This window comes from Sphingobacterium sp. NPDC055431 (assembly GCF_053644255.1).
Map to the genome: position 1 here is coordinate 14,359 of NZ_JBSHLH010000017.1, position 20,796 is coordinate 35,154.

At 38.2% G+C, this 20,796-nt stretch carries 17 protein-coding genes; 5 read left to right on the forward strand and 12 right to left on the reverse strand.

Going from position 1 to position 20,796, the window contains the following annotated elements; all coding sequences use genetic code 11:
* Window positions 1-31: 31 nt before the first annotated feature.
* On the reverse strand, window positions 32-1,990 hold the full coding sequence (locus ACWIB3_RS14310) for a M48 family metalloprotease (RefSeq protein WP_454291933.1): 1,959 nt from the start codon (window positions 1,988-1,990) through the stop codon (window positions 32-34).
* Between the two features lie 321 nt (window positions 1,991-2,311).
* Between ACWIB3_RS14310 and ACWIB3_RS14315 the strand changes: the two genes are divergently transcribed.
* The 3 genes from ACWIB3_RS14315 to ACWIB3_RS14325 are packed head-to-tail and all read left to right on the forward strand — an operon-like array spanning window position 2,312 to window position 3,622.
* Window positions 2,312-2,947, forward strand: coding sequence for a DUF6266 family protein (locus tag ACWIB3_RS14315; protein ID WP_185212567.1), 636 nt, complete (start codon window positions 2,312-2,314; stop codon window positions 2,945-2,947).
* The gene (locus tag ACWIB3_RS14320; RefSeq protein WP_185212566.1) at window positions 2,947-3,408 is read left to right on the forward strand and encodes a DUF5675 family protein; all 462 of its coding nucleotides are present in this window, start codon (window positions 2,947-2,949) and stop codon (window positions 3,406-3,408) included. Before ACWIB3_RS14315 ends, ACWIB3_RS14320 begins: the two co-directional genes overlap by 1 nt.
* Window positions 3,409-3,433: 25 nt before the next feature.
* Window positions 3,434-3,622, forward strand: a complete 189-nt coding sequence (locus tag ACWIB3_RS14325; protein ID WP_185212565.1) for a hypothetical protein — start codon at window positions 3,434-3,436, stop codon at window positions 3,620-3,622.
* A 59-nt stretch (window positions 3,623-3,681) separates the two neighbouring features.
* On the opposite strand, the gene ACWIB3_RS14330 is transcribed toward ACWIB3_RS14325, so the two are convergent.
* The 4 genes from ACWIB3_RS14330 to ACWIB3_RS14345 form a co-directional block, all read right to left on the reverse strand.
* Window positions 3,682-4,806 (reverse strand): lipid II:glycine glycyltransferase FemX, encoded by a 1,125-nt coding sequence (locus ACWIB3_RS14330; protein WP_454291934.1) that lies wholly within the window; start codon window positions 4,804-4,806, stop codon window positions 3,682-3,684.
* A gap of 134 nt (window positions 4,807-4,940) precedes the next feature.
* The gene (locus ACWIB3_RS14335) at window positions 4,941-5,144 is read right to left on the reverse strand and encodes a YwbE family protein (protein ID WP_093097338.1); all 204 of its coding nucleotides are present in this window, start codon (window positions 5,142-5,144) and stop codon (window positions 4,941-4,943) included.
* A gap of 54 nt (window positions 5,145-5,198) precedes the next feature.
* On the reverse strand, window positions 5,199-5,900 hold the full coding sequence (locus ACWIB3_RS14340; RefSeq protein ID WP_313259771.1) for a DKNYY domain-containing protein: 702 nt from the start codon (window positions 5,898-5,900) through the stop codon (window positions 5,199-5,201).
* 86 nt (window positions 5,901-5,986) lie between these two features.
* The gene (locus tag ACWIB3_RS14345; RefSeq protein ID WP_454291935.1) at window positions 5,987-6,547 is read right to left on the reverse strand and encodes a biliverdin-producing heme oxygenase; all 561 of its coding nucleotides are present in this window, start codon (window positions 6,545-6,547) and stop codon (window positions 5,987-5,989) included.
* Between the two features lie 222 nt (window positions 6,548-6,769).
* Here ACWIB3_RS14345 and ACWIB3_RS14350 point away from each other — a divergent pair, with 222 nt between their 5' ends.
* Window positions 6,770-8,305: a glycoside hydrolase family 43 protein gene (locus ACWIB3_RS14350; RefSeq protein WP_313259767.1), complete on the forward strand. Its 1,536-nt coding sequence runs from the start codon at window positions 6,770-6,772 to the stop codon at window positions 8,303-8,305.
* A 194-nt stretch (window positions 8,306-8,499) separates the two neighbouring features.
* On the forward strand, window positions 8,500-10,449 hold the full coding sequence (locus tag ACWIB3_RS14355; protein ID WP_454291936.1) for a glycoside hydrolase family 172 protein: 1,950 nt from the start codon (window positions 8,500-8,502) through the stop codon (window positions 10,447-10,449).
* Here ACWIB3_RS14355 and ACWIB3_RS14360 read toward each other — a convergent pair.
* The 7 genes from ACWIB3_RS14360 to ACWIB3_RS14390 form a co-directional block, all read right to left on the reverse strand.
* Window positions 10,446-12,203, reverse strand: coding sequence for a hypothetical protein (locus ACWIB3_RS14360; RefSeq protein ID WP_454291937.1), 1,758 nt, complete (start codon window positions 12,201-12,203; stop codon window positions 10,446-10,448). The two genes, ACWIB3_RS14355 and ACWIB3_RS14360, sit on opposite strands and share 4 nt — an antisense overlap.
* A 57-nt stretch (window positions 12,204-12,260) precedes the next feature.
* A complete protein-coding gene (locus ACWIB3_RS14365) occupies window positions 12,261-12,446 on the reverse strand; it encodes a hypothetical protein (RefSeq protein ID WP_185216778.1) in 186 nt (61 codons plus the stop codon).
* Window positions 12,447-12,762: 316 nt separating this feature from the next.
* Entirely contained in the window at window positions 12,763-13,212 is a 450-nt protein-coding gene (locus tag ACWIB3_RS14370; RefSeq protein WP_454291938.1) for a hypothetical protein, read from the reverse strand.
* Window positions 13,213-13,268: 56 nt separating this feature from the next.
* Window positions 13,269-14,873, reverse strand: a complete 1,605-nt coding sequence (locus ACWIB3_RS14375; RefSeq protein WP_454291939.1) for a Na+/H+ antiporter — start codon at window positions 14,871-14,873, stop codon at window positions 13,269-13,271.
* 179 nt (window positions 14,874-15,052) lie between these two features.
* Window positions 15,053-15,790 (reverse strand): bifunctional demethylmenaquinone methyltransferase/2-methoxy-6-polyprenyl-1,4-benzoquinol methylase UbiE, encoded by a 738-nt coding sequence (gene ubiE, locus ACWIB3_RS14380; RefSeq protein ID WP_185216776.1) that lies wholly within the window; start codon window positions 15,788-15,790, stop codon window positions 15,053-15,055.
* Window positions 15,791-15,989: 199 nt separating this feature from the next.
* A complete protein-coding gene (locus ACWIB3_RS14385; protein ID WP_254527625.1) occupies window positions 15,990-17,489 on the reverse strand; it encodes a SusD/RagB family nutrient-binding outer membrane lipoprotein in 1,500 nt (499 codons plus the stop codon).
* 16 nt (window positions 17,490-17,505) lie between these two features.
* Window positions 17,506-20,643, reverse strand: a complete 3,138-nt coding sequence (locus ACWIB3_RS14390) for a SusC/RagA family TonB-linked outer membrane protein (RefSeq protein WP_454291940.1) — start codon at window positions 20,641-20,643, stop codon at window positions 17,506-17,508.
* Window positions 20,644-20,796 lie beyond the last annotated feature (153 nt).

Consider the following 20,796-nt stretch of genomic DNA (forward strand, 5'->3'; position numbering starts at 1 on the left):
AGAAAGAGTGACTGCATCAGTCACTCTTTTTTTATGAAGCTCTATAGATGTCCTTCTGAAAATTAAGTAGGTTGTACTTATGGAGGAAGTAAGCCCTAAAGGTCATGTAGTAGTATTGATGGATAGCCGTGAATAATAGATTTAAGTTGTCGTCGTGATAGGCTGATCCTTCAAAATATACCAAGTCGTTATTGACAAATCTGGTCAAGCCATCCAATGTATCCTTTGCGAGTTCTACGGTCAAATCTGAATTGCTAAGGAGCGTTGAGATTTCGGTCTTTAATCTCGTTTCCAGGGATTTGTTTTTCATTAAATGACTGATAATTTCAGAATACTCAATCTGTTCATAAACAAAGGCATACCTTTGGGTCAGGTCGTAATAGAATTGGATGCGATTCTCAAAGCATGCTTCCATTTCCTTCATCACTTCATATTTCTTCTTTAATTGGCTTTTGGTCAAATCGTTATCCGCAAGACTATAGAAGGTTTCAAATGATTTTGTGTTTATTTCATTTATCTGTGCCTGTTTAGCTTGAATTTCAATTTCTACGGATTTGAGGATTTGATTAGTATCCGAGCTTTTATATTTTACCCCATCATAATCAAATGATTTGATCTTATAGGTTTTGTTTTTGATATCAGTTAAGGTCTGTTTATCATTCAATAAGGAATTAAGGTCAAAGGAAAGGTCTCGATTATGATCGGAAAATAGTTCAGAGATTGAAATTGGCTCAGCATGGTAATCCAGCTTGGAGAAATCTTCAATTATCGGATTGATGAAGAAATAAAAGTCATTATACATTTCATCAAAATCATTTTTCTCAAAATCCTTCACAAAGTTTTGCTGGAATTCCAGAGTATCTAACTGTTTAATGGGGCCTTGGTGATTGAGGTTGACAAATAGATGGTTTTTTATTTTTTGGAATAAGTTATCCTTATTCTTGAGTATCTCGATAGCAGGAGATTGATTGTTGTAATCAACCTGAATATCCATTTTTGCAATGGCCCTGATGCGGTCTTGAGTTGATGGATGCGACTGCCATTGGTTTTCTATATTCAATTTAGATTTATTGTATTTTGACTCAGCATCCAAAGGTACCATGGGGAAGCCATTGTTGATTTCGTAATTGTTCTTTTTAGCAAGAAATAAATTAACCACCTGTTGGTTTTCATAGATGTCTTTGGGCAACCAGTTTTGGTTATGGTTCTTTTCATAAAAAGAAATGACGCTTTCCAAGGAATGATTTGCGAAGCTCAATCTTTGTAAACTATCTGCCATGGCCTTTGATCCAGCCACATTGGCCGCAATTTCATCAGCATGAAATTCCATTTCCCTGGAAAGGGCAAGATAATTTATGTTGATATAGTCATAGAGTTTCTGGAGGATCTTTTGGATTCCATTTATGGAGAAAATGGAAATATATAATGGTAAGGCAAGATAGGAGCTCAAACCGGCAATGTTTTCATGCATCTTTCTCAAGGATTCATTGTTGTAGAGCATGTTGAAAATAACATTGTTCACATTATATACATAGCTACCGACCTTCATGCTTCGTTGCGAAAAATGGCCGAATTCATGGGCTAGGATAGCCCTCAATTCTTGGTTGGTCAATGAATTTATTAATCCCACGCCAATCTGTAGGTTTTTTCTAACTGGAAAAAACATACTCCAAAAGCTAGAATTATAAAATACGGAAGCATTAACGTTGTAAGTCAAAAAGACCTTTTGAGGGAAGTCAGTTTTTATTTCATTTACTAATTGATGGATCATGGCAAACAATTCAGGTTGTTCTTCTTGGGTGACTTCGATGAACTCACTGGTGTCGGTCTTATTCGTTGCGAAAATAAATTTGATCAAGAAAAACAAGATCATAAACCCTGCTGCAATCAAACCTAATCCGAGTGTGATCGTCAAGAAATTAGGATAATTCACAATCGTCCAGATTCCGAAATAAGAGAAAGAAGCCGTGATTGCTATCGCAGTTAGCAAAAGGATGCAGTAGACTAAAATAAATACGAAAATTGAAAAAAGAGTTTTTTTAACCCGGGATTGAAAAGCTTGGGAAACTTGAATGTCCATAAATGTTAATTAGTTAAGTCTAATATAAAAATTTATACTAAACAAAATTCATAGTTTGTTTTTTAGGCTCCTCTCATTGAGTTGTTTTCTGTTCCATATTGTTCCATATCGTTTCAAACAGTGCCAAACTATTTCAACATGTATTTATGGGCAAAGAAAACTAGAGTTTAGCTGTCGATATCAAAACAGCATTGCATGCAATCGAATGGTTAAATTTTAAAAATTAAAAAAATGGCAATTATTTCAAACGGAATTTTAGGAAGTTTTTCAGGAAAAGTAGGTTCAGTAGTTGGTGGAAGTTGGAGGGGGATAGAATATATCCGCTCACTTCCAAAAAAGGTCAAAAGAGTACCTTCAGAAAAGATGTTGAACCAACAGGCTAAATTTAGCTTAGTCATGAGTTTTGTAAATCCATTGCGAGATTTTTTGAAGGAAAATTATGAGGATGAAAAAATCAGGTACATGACATCGGCGAACCTTTTGTCCAGTCATATTTTAAGGAATGCTGTACAAGGGAATTTACCTGAAATCAAATTGGATTACTCAAAAATTATTATCAGCAAAGGGACCGTAGAACAGATCATTGATTTAAGCGGAAAACAGACAGATCAGTCTATTTTGCTGACATGGGCTCCAGAGTCGAAGTATTTGGTTCCATTAGCGGAAGTTGAGATTAGAGGGGTCATTTTTAATGAGCATAAAAAGCACTTCCATCACCTGTCATTAGGTACTCGAAAAATATCAACTGCAGAAATTTCAATGAATCTATTTGAGAAAGGCGATAAACTGGCAATATGGGTGTATTCTATTGATAAGAAGACCAAAAGGATTTCTGAAAGTCAATTTGTAAAAGAATTTATTGTCTAATGATCGAGTTGGTCAGAGTGTACAGTGCTGAAAATAGTACTTTATCTCATCTCTATATCGACGGTTTGTTTGCATGTTATATTTTGGAGGATAAGATCAGGTCTTCAAAAGTTTTCGGAAGAACCTGTATTCCTGAAGGGAATTATCCACTTGAGCTAAATAGCACGGCAGCGATGAACAGTCAATATGCGCCTAAATTTGGCAGACGTCACCAAGGTATGCTGGAGATCCGAAAAATTCCTGACTTTTCACTCGTGTTTTTCCATGTCGGAAATTATCATACTGATACTAAAGGCTGTCCGTTAATGGGAAGTTATTTCAGGAAGGAAGGTCAAGATTTTATGATTATTCAATCTGCCTTGGCCTATAAAACTTGGTATCCCGTTTTGGTAGAAAAGATAAGGATGGGGTCGGGAAGAATCAAAATTGTTAACCGCTTACAGGAGTTTAAATATGATTGATCCTCAGAGCAAAATTGGAAAATGAATGAAATTAATTTTAGAGGCATTATCCCAAATCCTATTGATGGTGAGGTCATCATCAATCAAGTTTCCTGGGAAAGTCATGATACTGATCAAATACTTAGGTTTGTTGCTTGATATCTTAAAGCAATGGTTTTATGCCAACCGAGATGTTAAAAAAGACGCTAAAGTAAAAAGATTTGTATTTAGATAATTGAAAGAATAATTAAAATGAGATTGGCAGTCCTTCATTGGACTGCCAATTTTATTTTTTTAGTTGAGGTGATAGCTTTGGTTTTGAAATTCCATGGAAGCATAATAGTTGTATTTTTCTTTATTCAGAGGGTAGTCCCAACAACCCATCCGGTGATACACTTGTCCGCCAAAACCTGATTTGAATCGATATAATCCATACATAGGATGTGATTCATCCGCTTGCGGGGATATTCCAAAGAAGTCATATTCAGTACAGCCATTTTCTTTAGCTAACTGCATTGCTTTCCATTGCAGTGCATAAGTGGCCATATAATTTCTGTTTTCGGTAGCAGAAGCACCGTAGAGGTAAGTTCCTCTATTGCCCGCAAGGACTAAAAACATGGCTGCAAGAGGTTGTTCATCTACTTGAGCGACCAAGAGAAATACCTGCGCAGGTGATTGGGTATCATTTGCCCGAGCGCTTAAAACCACCTTAAAATAGTTGATGTCATGCAGGAAGAAGTTGTTTCTCTGCGCTGTTTGGCGATAAAGTTCATACCAAACATCTAGGTTTTCTATGCCTAAGGATCGGATTTCTACACCTTTTCTTTTTGAGAGATTGATATTATAACGGGTCTTGGACTTCATGTTAGCCAAGATATCTTCTTCATTTTTTTTGAGATCCATGAAGATCGTATTGGAAGGGAGAATATCTGTATTAGCTTTACGGAGATTCCAATTTTCAGTATTGAAGTTAAACCTTAGTTCTTGAATTCTTTTTTCTGGAACACCGATCCAGTTTCCATGAATGTCATAGCAATCACCTTCTTTTGCCCATAAGGATTCCCATGATAGGTCATATCGGATCATGATACAGGATGGGGGAAGATAACTTCTGAGGCTTTCGGAAAGTTGTTCCAGGAAATAGCCTTGGTTTTCAGCCTCTGGTTCAATTTCAGGGCCATAAGGAACATAGGCAATACAGTGATCGGCATCAAGGTGCTGAATGATGATCAGCAGGTCGCCAATGATATAGGTGTCATCAGCTGGATGATTGAACAAATCGGATGACTTTACCTTAAAGTTATAGGCTACGCTTTGAACCCCTTGCATTTTCTTGACTTCAGACCAATAAGCGGTCTGTTGGATAATAGAGGTTCTGTAGATTTCTTTTATCTTTTTATCTTCTAAATCTGCGATCATGATGCTCTTTATTCTATAGGAAAGGCTGGCGAGAATAAATAAATCACCGGTCTTTGTGCCAAAAAGAGGCAAACATAACCAATAAAAGTTGGCTAAACGAATTTAATTGTCACGTTGTTGTTAGAAAGCGCTATTTAGTCTTCGTCGATAATTTCAGCGACTCTACCAATCTGGCCATCAGTGAGCCTAACTTTGATTCCCCGGCTATGGTAGGGAGCAGAAGTAAGGATATCTTTCACAATTCCTTCGGTGAGATTTCCAGATCTTTGGTCTTTTTTTAGGATAATATTAACCAAGATACCCGGTTTGATGTTGCTTCTAGAATTTGGATCGCTCATTTTTTGCTTTGTTTATAGAGTTGCGAATTTAGCCATTCTAATGGATTTAGTCGATTAACTTTCTTGCTTTATAATTTTTGAATCATTTTGGATAGAGCGAGTGTATTCATATTTTCCATTTTTGTCCAATAGTATGATGGGCTGTTTGATGAGGTTATAGTATTCCACTTCAAATGATTGGGGGTCTAATCCAATCTCGAAATCGTAATGAAAAATTCGGAATTGATCTTTAATAAAACCCCATTGATCCAGGGAATAATCATCAACGTCGATTGGAAGGATCTGGTCTTCATAATAGATATGTCGATCGTCCTTTCCATACAGAAAATTAAGATATTGAAAAGATTTAGGGTCCACATTTACTAGTGCATTCAGGTTTCCATCTTTTCTGATGTATATTCCGTTTTTATCTTTCCAATAAACGGTGTCGTATTTATCTTGGATATAATTAAATGACTTACCGTCCAGGCCATCCACTATTACAATCTGCCATTTTGCTTCGGGGTTGTTCATTCGGTGTCCGTAGGCATTAACAATGGTATTTGCAGGGGAATCATCTTGTAGGCATTCTCGATAGACATGGTTTTTGTCAGCAAAAAATCCCGAAACTTTTCTGAAAGTATCAGGGTCAGCTTTAGGGACTTCAATGACTTGGTTTGTATAGTCCCTAAATTGTAAGACTTTATCTCTATACTGATAAAAATTATCGAATAGTCTTTTGAGGTCTTCTCTTTTTAAAGTTTTGAAGAGTTCCATGGGTAAATTGTTTACATGGTTAGAAGATAAAGATGTAAAAATAAATATACCAAAAATACCTGTTCTAAGACTGTTCTATTTATTCGCTATTTTTCTATTTCAGCCATAAAAACTTCCTCAAAATTATCAAATGTTTGGTTGGCAATATCAATTGCTGACTTTTCTTGAGAAGGGTCTGAAGCAAATTTGTTCAATGCATCAGTGTATTTTTTCCACATTTCTTCACTTTGATCCCCATAGCCTTCGAAAAATGAAAAGCCTTTTGTGACGCCATTTTTCTTTAACATTTGAACGATATATGGGCCGCCCATGATCGATCCTTCTAATACATAGAATGAACTTAATGCCTGCAATGTATTTTCAACTTTGGGCGCTTCTGCTGGAGGTAGGCTGCTTAAATCGAACCCAAGGCTTTGGATGTCCGCTAGAATATAGGAAGAATCTCTGCGCAAGGCTTTGTCAGGTAATATTTCGGTGTTAATGAATTTTCCGGTTTCTTGTTCTACGGCATGGAAATAAGCGTAGAAATTTTTTAAAAAGGTCGCATATTCAGCTTCAGTTTTAATTTTTTTGATTATTCTAACCATTTTAGCTTCTAGCCTTTGGTGAGACCCTTTAGTTTCTTCCTTGATAATTTTACTTAGCATGATTTTTATGTGTTTAATAAATAAACCAATTTTTAGGGCATTAATTGTATTTAGGATGTAAAAAAAGGATTACGGAGATTCCGCAAGCTACAATTTGGATGCGGAAATTGCGTTCAATAATAATCTTTCATTGCATTCATATATAGATGGCTTAAACAATTTAGCTAAGCCTTGATTGGCTGTGAATTATTTGCTATTTTGCAATTAATCAATACAAACCTTATGAATTACGAACTAACTTTTCAAAGAATATTAGCAGGTATTTTCCTGATTGTTGCTGTTTTCATTTCTTCGCCATTAAGGGCACAGAACCAAGCAAGAATAGTTGGTGATTTTGCAGACCCTAGCGTCATATCAGCCAATGGAAAATATTATGCAGTGGGAACTTCCAGTGAGTGGGCTCCCCATTTGCCCATTTATACCTCGACAGATTTAAGGGAATGGAAACAGGTGGGTTTTGTTTTTGAAAAAACTCCTGACTGGATCGCATCTTCCTTTTGGGCACCAGAATACTTTTATCAGAATGGGACTTACTACGTGTATTACTCCGCAAAGCGTAAGTCAGATGGAGTTTCCTGTATCGGGGTTGCAACCTCCAAATTTCCGGATCGAGGTTTTGTCGATCAAGGGATTGTTGTAGATTATGGAACCGAGTCTATCGATGCATTTGTTGTCAGGGATGGTAAGGATCTTTACATGACCTGGAAAGCCTATGGTCTTGATCAGCGACCTATAGAGTTATTGGGCAGTAAACTGTCAGCGGACGGTATGAAGCTTGAGGGCGAACCATTTTCTATATTACAAGATACTGCAAAAATTGGTATAGAGGGGCAGAGTTTTATTAAGAAAGATGGGTATTACTATATGTTTTATTCTGCTGGAGCATGCTGCGGTCCAGGATGTGATTACCATGTACAGGCGGTTCGCTCAAAAACTATTAGAGGTCCATATGAAGATGTAGGTGAGTCTGTGCTATTAGGAAGCAACGAAAGATGGAAATGCATGGGTCATGGTACTTTTGTGACCGACAAAAAAGGAGATTATTATTACCTATTTCATGGTTATAGCCAAGATGGGACGGTCTTTACTGGAAGGCAAGGTTTATTGGCAAAGTTGGAATGGTCAGATCAAAATAAGCCTGTTTTTGATTTCATAAAAAATGATAGTGAAGATGGAACATCAAGTTTCAGTTTGGATTTCAAGAATATTAAACGATCAGCTTTGTTTGGGCAATGGGATTTTAGGAATGCTATTCCTAAAATAGAATTGAATTCAACGGGTTTGGAACTATCTGCTGCTGAGATAAAAGCAAATGAAGTTGGGTCTGTGTTAACTTGGAGGCCTGCAAGCAAGAAATACGACCTAACTGCCAAATTGGATTTATTGAAGTCGGATCAAGAACTTCTGAAAGGGGTAGTGATCTATGGAGATAAAGATCGTGCTCTTGGTCTATCTGTTCAAGGAAAGAAAGTTATAGTATGGCAGGCAAGTGGAGAGGAGTACAAGATCCTTTCTAGCCAAGAAATTCCAGGGAATACGAAAGAAATTTCCCTAAGGCTTCAGACAAAAGATGATCTTAGCTGTACGGCATCCTTTTCGGTTCAAGAAGATATTTGGAAAGTTATGGAAATAAACGATGCAAGCAGCTTTAACCTTAAGGAACTTGCACCTTGGGACCGCAGTCCAAGGCCAGGCCTGCAAGTCAAAGGTGGTTCCAATAAAAAAGCAGTATTTACTGAACTGTCCTTAACTTATTAAAACATATAAAAACGCCATTCTATCCTAAAAGGTAAAATGGCGTTTTTGTATCCAGATTCCGTACAATTAAGTACAATCTTGACGAATTGCTATTCTGGAAAGAGGGTCTAATTTATGTTATTTTCTTTATCTTAGAGTAGCTTAAACGTTTAATACCTTTATAAACAGCAGTTTAATTTTCAAAATCCATTGCCATGAAAAGAGCTTATTACCTGTCAATTTTGGCCATTACTTTTATTGTTTTAAACAGTCATCCGGCATTTCCGCAAGAATCACAGTATAGTTTTGTTGAGGAGTTGGATAATTTAATCCGTCCTGATTTACTTCCATCCTATAGGACCGGCGAATATATTGAACAAATATCAAGTTATGATCGGACAGGGAAAAACGATGATGGATTTGGAGGAGCCTATTCTTTTATCCGAAAAGAAGGGAATCATTTGGTCATTGCAGATTTTAAGGGATCGGGTGTTGTCAATAGAATTTGGACACCGACCCCAACCGATGATACCCTGGCCTTCTATTTTGATGGTGAAAAAGAAGCTAGGTTGAGGATCCGTTTTTCAGATCTTTTTTCAGGGAATGTTTTTCCATTTGTGAAGGGAATTTCTGGGAATGAGGTCGGGGGCTATTTTACCTATCTTCCCATTCCTTATAAGAAGTCGTTGAAAATAGTTTTTGAAGGGGAGAAAATCCTGTTCTTACAGATCCAGAATAGGCAAATGCCTGATAGAAAAGTTGAATCTTATACCGGGAACTATTCGCCAATCGAAAAGGCCAAGATTGAAGAGCTAAGTAAAATTTATACGGGTATGGATCCAGGTGCCGATCTATTTGCTAAAGGCAAGTCAGCGGGTATTCAGGTCGTAGAAAAGACATTTGTAATCAACCCGGGTGAAGAACTTGACTTTTTTAAAGCAAATAAGGGTGGAAGGATTGTTGGGCTGGAAGTGGATGCAGGGACATCATTTGAAGGGATGGAAAAAGATATAGTATTGTCTGCAAAATGGGATGATGAAAAAATTGAAGCTGTTTATGCTCCGGTTGCTGATTTCTTTGGATATGCCTATGGTAAAAAAGCTATGCGGGGTCTATTAATGGGGAGTAAGGGAAACCTAAACTATAGCTATATGCCTATGCCTTTTGACCGATCTGCTGAACTGAAAATGGTCTATAAGAAAAGAGCCAATCTGGAACAAGCGCCCATATCAATCAAAACTAAGGTTTACTATACAGATGAGGCAAGAGAAAAGGAGAAAGAAGGGAAGTTTTATGCGGTATGGCGAAGGGAAAAGCCAGAGACAGGTAAATATTATGAATTTTTAAAAACTAATGGAAAGGGTCATTATGTAGGGACCATTCATCTAGCTCAAGGCTTAAGGCCGGGCATGACCTTGTTCTTTGAGGGGGATGATGTTACCCATATCGATGGGAAACAAAGGTTGCATGGAACAGGTTCAGAAGATTATTATAATGGGGGCTGGTATGCTTTGTTGGACAGATGGGACCGTGGGATAAGTTTGCCCATCCATGGATCACTGGATTATAGTTTGCCAATGGGAAGGACAGGGGCCTATCGTTTTTTCATGACGGATAAAATGCCTTTTGAAAAGGAGATTGACCATGTTATCGAGCATGGTCCAGAAGGTAATGAGTTTCCAGTGGATTATACATCTATCGCCATGTATTATGCTGCCCAACCTTTGCGTTCAAAAATTGAGCCTACAGATGCACTTCGTCAGGTTTATTTGCCAACGGTTCATGAGTATTTCCCACAGTTGATGGAAGTAACACTTGGTGGTGGGGCAGAAGTCAAGCAAGACCGTGGATTAAGGATGCGTTCTGATGGGCATCATACCGTTCGAGTTATGCTCACTGATGTTCCAGAAGGGGAGTATAAATTGTCGATTTCCTATTTTGAGAAGAAAAATGGGGCTGAATTCGCCATTTGGCAAAGGCAAAAGCTAATTGCAGATTGGAAGTCAAGCCAAGCTGCCCATGAGAAATTGAATGAGAAGGTAGAAATGGGAACTATTAAGATCACGAAACAAACCAATTCCATTACCTTTCACGTCCGGAAACAGGGAGAGAAAGGTAATGAATTTGAGCTAGATCGGATATTTTTGGAAAAAATCGGCGATTAACCTTTTTTTCTGACACATCGGATGCAAGCATTCCAAGTCGCTGTATAATTTCCGGTATTGATATAATTTCTGGACATGAGACTATAATTGAACTGTGCAAATACAGCAGCTTCCTTGGTTCTCCAATAGCCTTTTGTTTGCATAAAGTTTAAACTGTTAGGAAAATATTGGCTAAATCCTTCTGTGCTGATTCTTTTGTAACCCATTGGAACAAAATTAAGATACCCATCAACATATCCGATTGATAAGGATGTAGGATTTTGTGGGATTATTCTCGTATACCAATTTAAGCCTACAGTCTGTAACTCTTTGTTGGAATAATCATCCAATTGATTGAAATCATCTCTTGTTGGTAAATCCCAAACTCCTTCTGGATAGATTCTTTCACAGATGTTCTTGCCACCTATATTGTAGATATCATTGGTAAACATATCGGTCATGTGGGGGACATCATCGGTCGAATTGAAAATAGGGTTGTCATATCGGAATCTGTATTCATAATAATTGCCAGGTAGTCTAGGGCTTTTAATATTTCGGTACACATTTGCTCTAGCCCACATGGTATTACCAATTGGAATAGCAGATTCAACCAATTTGATTGAAATAAAATAACTTTTTCCAGGTTGAGGGATAAAATTTGGGAAACTGAATGCACGATTATAAAACTCTCTTTCTAAATAATAAGGGTTGTCACCATATTCAGAAAGTCGCTCGCTTTTTATTTTAAGGGTGTCCAAAGAAACAACCAAGTTTACAGGTGCAGTTCCATTAGCAACTGTATAAAAGGTGTATCTTCTTTTCCAATCTGCTTCTGGAACAGAATCAGTTCCCACTGGTACGGAAAAACCAGAACCATGATGGTTATAGACATTCAAGGCACTGATCATAGTACTTGGGTTCTGGTAACTGCTATCGATTAATCTGAAATCAGCTCTGCTAAGACCTGAGTTGTCCTTGAATCGAGGGCTGGCATAAGCTATTGCGCCGAACATGCCCCTAGAGTTAATTTCAACTATGATCTGCGCGGTTTTCCTGGTCAAGACAATGTTGTTGATGCTGCTACTGCCATCGATGACATTGCCAGTAGTTATGAGGCCAGTAGCATAAGCAAAGTCCTGCCTCAATAAATTATTGTTTCCAGAAGGTTTTACTGGTAGGCTGTTTTGATTTGCTGTAAATACTTCTAAAGCACTGTTGTTGTTGTAAGTATATGCATACCATCGATAATTCGTGTTTCTGTATGCTTCAATGGAAACATCCGTACCACCTACCTGACCATCAGCTTGGTCAACAAATTCGATTGGCTTGCCATTTGGATCAGCTTTATATAGTACAATTTTATATCGCACACCATTTTTCAGTTGGGAGATCGCGCGGGCAAAATTTCCATTGCCCGAAGTTCTGGACTGTTTGTTCTTTACCGTGAGAGATTTCTTTTCCATCTTATCTGGGTAATGGCTGGGTATTTCCTCTGTTACCATCATAATGGCATCAATACCATCTAAACTTACGATTTCACTTTCTGCTGCAATCTTTCGTCTCCTTGCTGTAACACTATTTGAAGCTTTACTATTATCATGATTCAATTCAGGTTCACTGATGTCTTGGACACCTTGAATTCTAAAGTGAAGTGAATTTTCTTTGGAAGGATTAGGTTTCTCTGTTTCTCCAGTTTGCTTTTTACATGCTAGTATAGTTAAGATAAAAATCAGGAAAATAGCATGAAATAAATAGGTTTTATTAACTGTTATCATGTTAAATTAAGTATTGGTTTAATTTGAGCTTGGTTCTTAATTGTTTTTTTTAAGAATTTATAGATCAAAATTCTTGAATTTACCATCTGTGTTCATGTCCCAATCTTCTACTTTTGGTTCATTTGAAGGTCCTCCTGTCTTAATATTATAAGATCCGACTGCAATCCCTTCCTCTAATTCGAATTCTTCGATGAGGATAATTGGCTTGACATAAACTTTCTTTTTGTTAGTGCTGTGGTCCATGCTATTTGTTTGCAAAGAAATAGTTATTGTGTGTTTATTAACTAAATAATTAAAAATGTGAGCGAAAATATATTGTATTGTTTAAATAAATAAGTAAATGTATAACCAACATATATTTATGTTAATAAAATTAACTTTTATGTAGTAAGCTTTATTTGGTTTATTAGGATATAATCGTGGTTTTTAAGGAATTGTGGGTATGAAAATAATTTTTTGGAATTATTTTCTTTTGTAACAAAGTAAAATCCGCAACTACGCAGTAGTTGCGGATTTTATTTATCAAGTGTGTATTTTAGTATGGAAAGGTGGGGAGGGTTTATTTTAAAAGCCAGATATTGCTTTTGCCTTCCAGGGCTTCATAAGGTCTGGAGTTGCCATTCAGTAAGTCTGTTTCATGGCCTTCTAAATGCCAGTTGAGGTCTTCTTCATTTACTTTTTTCATCTGAAAAATGGCTTCAGGGTCCTTGAAACTAATGTCACTTTTTAGCATGTTGATTTTACTGTCGGCAAAAAGCTGTTCAGCCTCATCTTTGCTAACCTGGATTAAGTTATTGGCTTTTTGGTCAAAATCTGCTAATTCCCTATCCATTTCCCTTGGATAATTATCTGCAAGGTAGGAAGCATATAAGTCCCGGTTTTTGGTTCGTAGGGCTTCATTTTTATAGACAATGCGTTCAGGGTTCAGTTCAAAGTTAAAGTCTTCGGGATGTTCCCTAAATCCAAATTGTCTGTTTAATTCTTCAATTCTTTGTTCCAATGTCGGCATAAGTTTGATTTTATTGTTTCCTAATAAACGCTTTAAGGGCTGTTTTGTTATTTTTATTATGGCAAATGGCTTTTGAAAACCAAGATGATTCTTTCTTCTTCTAGGTCAATTTGATAGATCTGCTGACGTATCAATTCCTCATCATACTTTTCATCTTTGTTTAAGTTGGTCAAATATATCCTTTGTTCAGCGAAGATTTCCAGTAAGGTCTGCTTGCTTACTCCATTCATCCAACTGTGTTCTTGAACTTTGGATTGATCTTCCCAATACTTCAAGATCCTTTCCATGGCTGCGTCGCCTTGATGTTGGTTTTCATATCTATCCTTGACCAAATTGTAGACATGGGATTTTAGTCCGAGCTTCATGTTCCGTCTATTTTCCTCTTCCATTTCTTCTTCATTTTTATAGCCTTTGAAGGGCTGGGTTTTAGCAATCAAATAAGGTAAGGTGAGTCCTTGTATGACCAAGGTCAATAGGATGGCGACAAAGGTGATAAACAAAATAAGGTTCCGGTGTGGGAATGCTTCGCCGTTGGGAAGGGTTAAAGGGATGGCCAAAGCCGCAGCCAGGGAGACCACGCCGCGCATACCTGTCCAGCCCATCAATAGCGGAGTATACCATCTTCGGGTACTAAACTGTTGTTGATGTGCAATCTGGGGCCTAAAAATGAGGGTTGCTAACATGGCAGCAAAGGCTGAAATCATTCGAGCTGCAATTAATACGATGGTGATGATGATGCCGTAGCCAATAGCTGTTCCCAACGGGGTTCCATGAGCCCGAATTCCGGCCACTATTTCGGGGAGGTCCAGTCCAATTAATAAAAAGACCATTCCATTCAATAGAAATACAAAGCTCTCCCAAACGGAGGCCCCCTTGATCCGACTGCTTGCTGCCAAGTACTTGAGCCTTTGTGAGGACATGTACAGACCACCTGCGACAACCGCGAGCACTCCTGAACAATGCGCCTGCTCTGCCAACCAATACATGAAGTAGGGGCTGATCAAGCTCAGGGCAATATCAGATGCTGCTTCGGTGCGCAGGTGTTTATGTATCCAAATAAAGATCTGAGCCACCAAAAGGCCAATGCCAACTCCCCCAAACAGCATCCATAGGAATTGCGTTCCTGCCTCTTGCCAAATAAATTGTCCCGTTCCTACTGCTACCAGAGCAAAACGGAAGATAATTAAGGAAGATGCGTCGTTCAAAAGGCTTTCGCCTTCTAGAATGGCAGTTGTTGATTTGGGGATCTTCACGAATTTGGTGATTGCCCCGGTGCTGACGGCATCTGGAGGGGAGACAATTCCCCCTAGGACAAAGCCTAACGCCAAACTGAAGCCTGGGATGATCTGATTGGATATGATGGCGACTAGAAATGCGGTGAAGAATACCACCAAAAAAGCAAAGCTTCCAATGATCCGCCACCATTTTTTCATTTCCTTGAATGAGACACCCCAAGCGGCTTCATAGAGGAGCGGTGGCAGAAAGACAAAGAAGATAAGGTCGGGGTCTATCTTTAAGAGGGGCAGACCCGGAACAAAACTAATTGCCAAACCTGCCAAAACCAAAAGAATAGGATAGGCTATTTTAAGCTGATTGGCGAAAATGGTTAAAAATACGATCAGAAGTATTAATACCAGGATAAAGGGTAGTAGGGTATGCATGGCAGATTAGTATTTAGTATATAGTATTTAGTATTTAGTATTTAGTATTTAGACAGGGAAATGGGGTTTTTGGTTGTAATAGTGTGATGTAATTGATTTAAGAAATTTGATATTTTAAACAATAAAAAAAGGATAGTGTTTTGTGACACTATCCTTTTTTTGAAGCTTTTATATCTGATTTATTTCTTTATCCCTTGGTAAATGGTTGAGGCGCCGAAAAATTGAGGCATTATCTTTACGTCGGTGAATCCGGCTTGTTCGAAGCGTTTTTTTAGTTCCTCGCCATACGGGAAGTTTAATGCGGATTTTGAAAGGTATTTATAGGCGGTTTTGTCCTTGCTAAACATACGGCTCAATAAAGGCATTACCCATTTGGTATAGATTAAATGGCCTGACTTCAGGATAAAATTTTGAGGTACGGAGGTTTCAAGGACGATAAGTTGACCACCTGCTGCTGTTACACGATATATCTCTTGTAGGCACTTGTCCAGGTTTTCAAAGTTTCGGATTCCATAGGTAATACTGATGGCATCAAAATTATTGTCTGGAAAGGCAAGGTTCTCTGCGTCTTGCTGATCTAGTTTAATTCTGTTTTCCAGTCCCAATTGTTTTACTTTTTCTTCCGCTACGGCCAGCATGCCTTCTGAAATATCCGTTCCGATAATTTCCGAGGCTTTGCTATTTGCGAAAAGCAGGAGCATGTCGCCGGTTCCGGTTGCAATGTCCAAGATTTTATTGGGGCTTTTTGCTGCGACAAGATTGTAGACATTTTTCTTCCAACCTTTTTCCATGCCAAAAGTAATGACCTTGTTGAGTTTGTCGTAATTCCCGGAAATGGAATTGAACATTTTTCTCACCTGTACATGTTTTTGCTCTTGAGAAGCCTGATCTGGAAGAATAATCTTGTTGTCGCTCATTCTTAAATTTTTAATATCTGCCAAAGGTAAGTTAAATCGGGGATAAAACAGACTTTTTGGAGGGAAATTCTAAGGATAAGGAAGGGGAGAAGCATGCATTTACTTACCCTATGAATGAAAAAAAACAGCAGTAACCATTTGGTTACTGCTGATCTTCTTTTATACTCTTAATCTGATTAACTCAGATTGGTTGTGCAAATTAATTCACGTCCCAGAAAATTTTGCTGGTCTGTGGATCGATGTCTCCTTGAGCAGTTACATTTGCATTGTTGTAGCTGTATTCACTTTGAGGATACATCAAACGAAGCGGGATCTTACGTCCTTGAATATTAGGATTAGCAGATAGAGGAACGTCAGTAGGGAATCCCAATCTTCTGTAATCTACCCAAGCTTCGAAGTTGTTGATACTAGGAAGGGATAGATATTTTTGGTTAATGATCAATTCCAATTTGTTGGCTGCATTATCCCAATTAGCTGAAGCCGCAAGAAGGTCGTCTGCTTCTGTTTGTGCATTGCTGACGTTTAGCCATTTGAAGGATTCCGATACGGCGTTTTCATATGTAGTTTTAGCGTTTCCAGTTAGCCAGCCGCGTTGAGTTGCTTCTGCTTGAAGGAATAAGCTCTCCACAGATGTAAAGAACCACATTGGGTCAGAACCAGAAGAAACGATACCTGGTCCAACTACTCTAGATTGGTTCGCAGAATACAATCCTTGAACGGTTGGTCCGCCAAAAATTGCACCTACATATTCAATGGTAGGATCTACAGGATCATCAGCCTTATCGAAAAGGTATTGATAACGGATATCATTGTTTGATACATATCTATCTAATAAATATGCGCTTACTCTATTGAATGCGTCTGTTTCAATTCCACTTTGATCTGCTACATAAGACATATAGACAGGGTTTACTTGGCCGTCGTTATTGGCAAAGCTCAAGGTTAAATTGGCTGAATTACCGGCTTCAATAAATCCGCTGCCATCAGCCGTAATTTTTGCAATTTCAGCAGTAGGGTTTTGAGCAAACTCTGATTGGTGGATCAATAATTTAAGGGATTGGGTATTTGCCAGCTTTCTCCACATGGTTAAATCGCCTCCAAAAAGGACATCTGCTGTCGCTGTTGCATCTGAAATTTCGGGGTTAGCCTTGAAAATTTGTCTTGCTTCCTCAAGTTGTACAAGTAAATCCGCATAGATGTCTTGTCCCTTTTCATATGTGGGAGCAATATTTGCATCTCCTTTTAATGCGTCTTTATAAGGTACGTTATTGTACATATCAACAAGGTACATAAAACCAATAGCCTTAATTACCTTGGATACACCTAAGAAAAATGTTTCATTGGTTTCTTCCGCTTTTTGAGCCATTAATTCGGCGTCGTTTAGGACATCAAACCAAGTGGTTGAACTATTAGCCCATTGAGCTTGCTGAAATGCAGGTGTGATACTGTAGTTTTCCAAAGGTAAACTTGGTCCATAACTAGCACCGCGACCATAATATCCGGTCCATGAGGCTGCAAAGGAGTATTGAGTTCCCATTCTTGTTGCTGTCTGCTTCAATACCATCGGTAAGATGTACTGAGGAGTGACAGAGGCAATCGTAGGTCTGTTTGGGTTGGTGTTGATATCAAAGAAACTATCTTTACAACCCGACAGTACTAAAGAAGTTGCTAGTACTGCCAATAATATTTTTTGTTTCATTTTCTTCTCGATTAAATTAGAACCTAGCATTTATTGTAAATCCAAAATTTCTAACAGGTGGGTTTGAAGTGTCATTGACATTACCATAAGCGTTCGGATAATCAGAAGCCATGCTGTCAAAATCAGGGTCCATGAATTTGTTTTCTTTAGGAAGCCATAAAGCTAAATTTCTTCCGACAAGTGCGATAGAAAGACCTTTCAGGGTTTTCTGTCTTGTTGAAAGCCATGCTTCAGGGATATCATACGATAATGCCAGTTCCCTAAATCTCCAATGGTTTGCACTTACAATAAAATTAGATGCAGTATTTCCGAATTCTCCTGTATAGTAGTTGTAAATAGGTTCGTTTTCACCAATTTTCGCAGTGGTGTTAGGTATGTATGAACCTGGGTTGTTGGGATCTTCAATCACAGAGTTAGGAAGGATAAATGGTTCGCGGTTGTTGTAAGCTGTAGCTTCAGAAACACCGGTCCATGCCATTGCAGAACCTAATCCAAAGAATGAAGTTACGTGGCCACCTTTATATTCAAATAACGCTGAAAGATTGAAGTTTTTGTAGTTTACAGATGGGTTCAATCCGATTATCCATTTAGGAAGGGTTCTACCAAAGTTTACATTGGTTGATGATTGGAAAGGGCGACCATCAGCTTCACTAACAATGATGCGGCCTTGGTCATCTCTCTCGTAGTCGGTGCCACGCATGACAAATGCCGGTTCACCCACGATTGCATAGTTTCCTGCAGCAATATATCCGCCAACAGCAAGTTCTTTTTGGTTCAATCCTTGAGCCTCGTAGATGCTTGTTACTTCTGAATCGTTCCATAGGAAATTTCCTCTGAAGCTGATACCACCATCATTAAATTTAATTAATGGAGATAAGTTGAAGTCAAAATCAACACCTTTGCTGTTGAATGAAGCGGCATTGGTATTTGTTCTTGAATAACCAGAAGCTTCTGAAGTACTCACCCTGATAATTTGGTCAGTATTTTTCGAGAAGAAGTAAGTAGCTTCTAACGTTAATCTGTTGTTCCAGAAACCTGCTTCAAAACCAGCTTCAGTGGTATTGATACGTTCTGGTTTAAGGTTGTAGTTGTAAGATTCATTGTTGGCAGTCAAACCAGAAACTACACCAAATGGGAATCCATTGGCTTGAGAGAATGTTGCTTCAAGGAAGTAAGGGCTAATGTCTGAATTGGCAGTATTGGTCCAAGCACCTCTAACTTTTAAATAATTAAAGAAATCAGAAGTGATGTCAAGAGCATCTGAAACCACTACTGCAGCATTTACTCCAGGGTAAAAGTATGAATTGTTTCCTGGAGCTAATGTTGAAGTTTTGTCCCAACGGCCTGTGAATTCTAAATTAGCCCAATTTTTGTAATTAAAACCAGCACTTCCGTAGGTAGAAAACAATCTTGTTTTATAACCGTCGGAGTTACCGGTTAAGTTTCCGGTCCTTATGCTGATGTTATATAGTTCTGGTATTACAAGGTTGCCTGCACCTACAGTTGTCGCTCTGTATTCATTCTGTCTTACAAAGGTTCCTAAGATACCGTTGAATTTGAAATCATCATTGATTTGTTTAGTGACATTAGCAAAGAATTCAGAGGTTAAAATTGTTTGGTTATAGCTATATTCTTCTAATGAAGAAGGAATAGGTGTCTTGCCACGAGATTCACCGAAAGGTGTAGATTTATTACCTACGGTAAGATCGCGTTCTGCAATTCCTCTAGACGTTAAACTTGCACGGTAGGTGAAGTCTAACCAATCGAATGGTTTTAAGCCAAGGTCGATATTAGTAATCAAATCCTGCTTTTTGCCAGAAGTACGCCAGTTGTCTAAGGTAAAGTATGGGTTCAAGCCGTAGTTAGTGAACCAGTTCTCGTAAGTCGCGAATTTATTGTTTTTGTAATCTTTATAGCTTGTAAGGGGGATATGCGCAGCTGTATTGATCAATTGGCTGAATAGACCGTCATTACCACCTGTACCTTGGGCTGTGAAGTAGTTTTCTGGGCCTGATTGGTTAAATGTGTTGTAGTTCTGTTGCGAGTAGTTGAAGTTAGCCCCTGCTCTGAACATACCAAATTCACGTTTTGCATTTAAGCGAATACCATTTCTTCTGTTTTTATCACCAGGTACTATACCTTTGATGTCAGAGTTTTCTAAACTTAAGAAAAAGTCTTTTGCGTTAATAGATACGTTGGTTTGATTAGTGACACCTGTGTCGTAAAATTTTTCGCGTTCATCTGTACCTACATAAGGAGTTGTCTGTTGGCTACCATCAGGTAATTGCGGACCAATATCAACTATTTGACCATCGTAAGCTGGTCCCCATGACCAGTTCTCTACTGGGTCGATGATGCCATCGTAACCCTGTCCGAATTGTTTTTGCAATTTTGGAAAGAAGGAGATGTTTTGCCATTGGGTAGAGTGGCTAACATTTATGTCAGTTTTTTCAGATCCGCTTTTGGTATTAACCAAAATCACCCCGTTACGTGCATCAGGACCATAGATTGCTGCAGCAGCAGCGCCTTTTAACACAGATACATTTTCAACATCATTTGGATTTAGGGAAGAAAGATATTTGATATCCATCTGTACACCATTCAATACCAATAATGGGTTGTTGTTACCTGTCAATGATCTGATACCGCGCAAATTTATGCGGACATCTTCAAAAACGCCAGAATTGTAGGTCGTTACATTCAATCCTGAAACTTTACCTTGTAAACCATTGGCGATGTTTACAGCACTGGCTTTGTTAACGGTTTTGCTATCTACTTGTTCAGCAGAATAGCCTAATTCTCTTTTTTCTCTCTTAACCCCTAATGCCGTTACGATAACTTCTTCAAGCTCGTTGTCAGAGGAGGTTAATTGCACATTTACAGTAGATTGGGTACCTACTGCTACTCTTTGTGTTGCATATCCAATATAAGAAAATACAAGAGTTGCATTTCCTCTAGATACATCGATGGTGTAGTTACCATCACCATCAGACTGGGTTGCAGTATTCGTTCCATCAACACGGATTGATACCCCGCTTAAGGAGGTGCCATCCGAGGCCGAAGTCACTTTACCGCTTACCTGCCTTAGTTGTGCATTTGCTACTCCTACGAATAGCAAGCACAGCAGAATAACGCTGAGTAATCTTTGTTTCATAATACTTCGTTGTTCGTAAATAAATTTTGTTAGTAATACTATTTGTTAAACATTTTCAATAAGTGAAGGCTTATTGATTTCATAATTATTGATTGTGTCAAATATAGAAAAACTTTAACATTTATAAACAAATTGGAATATTACTAAGAAAAT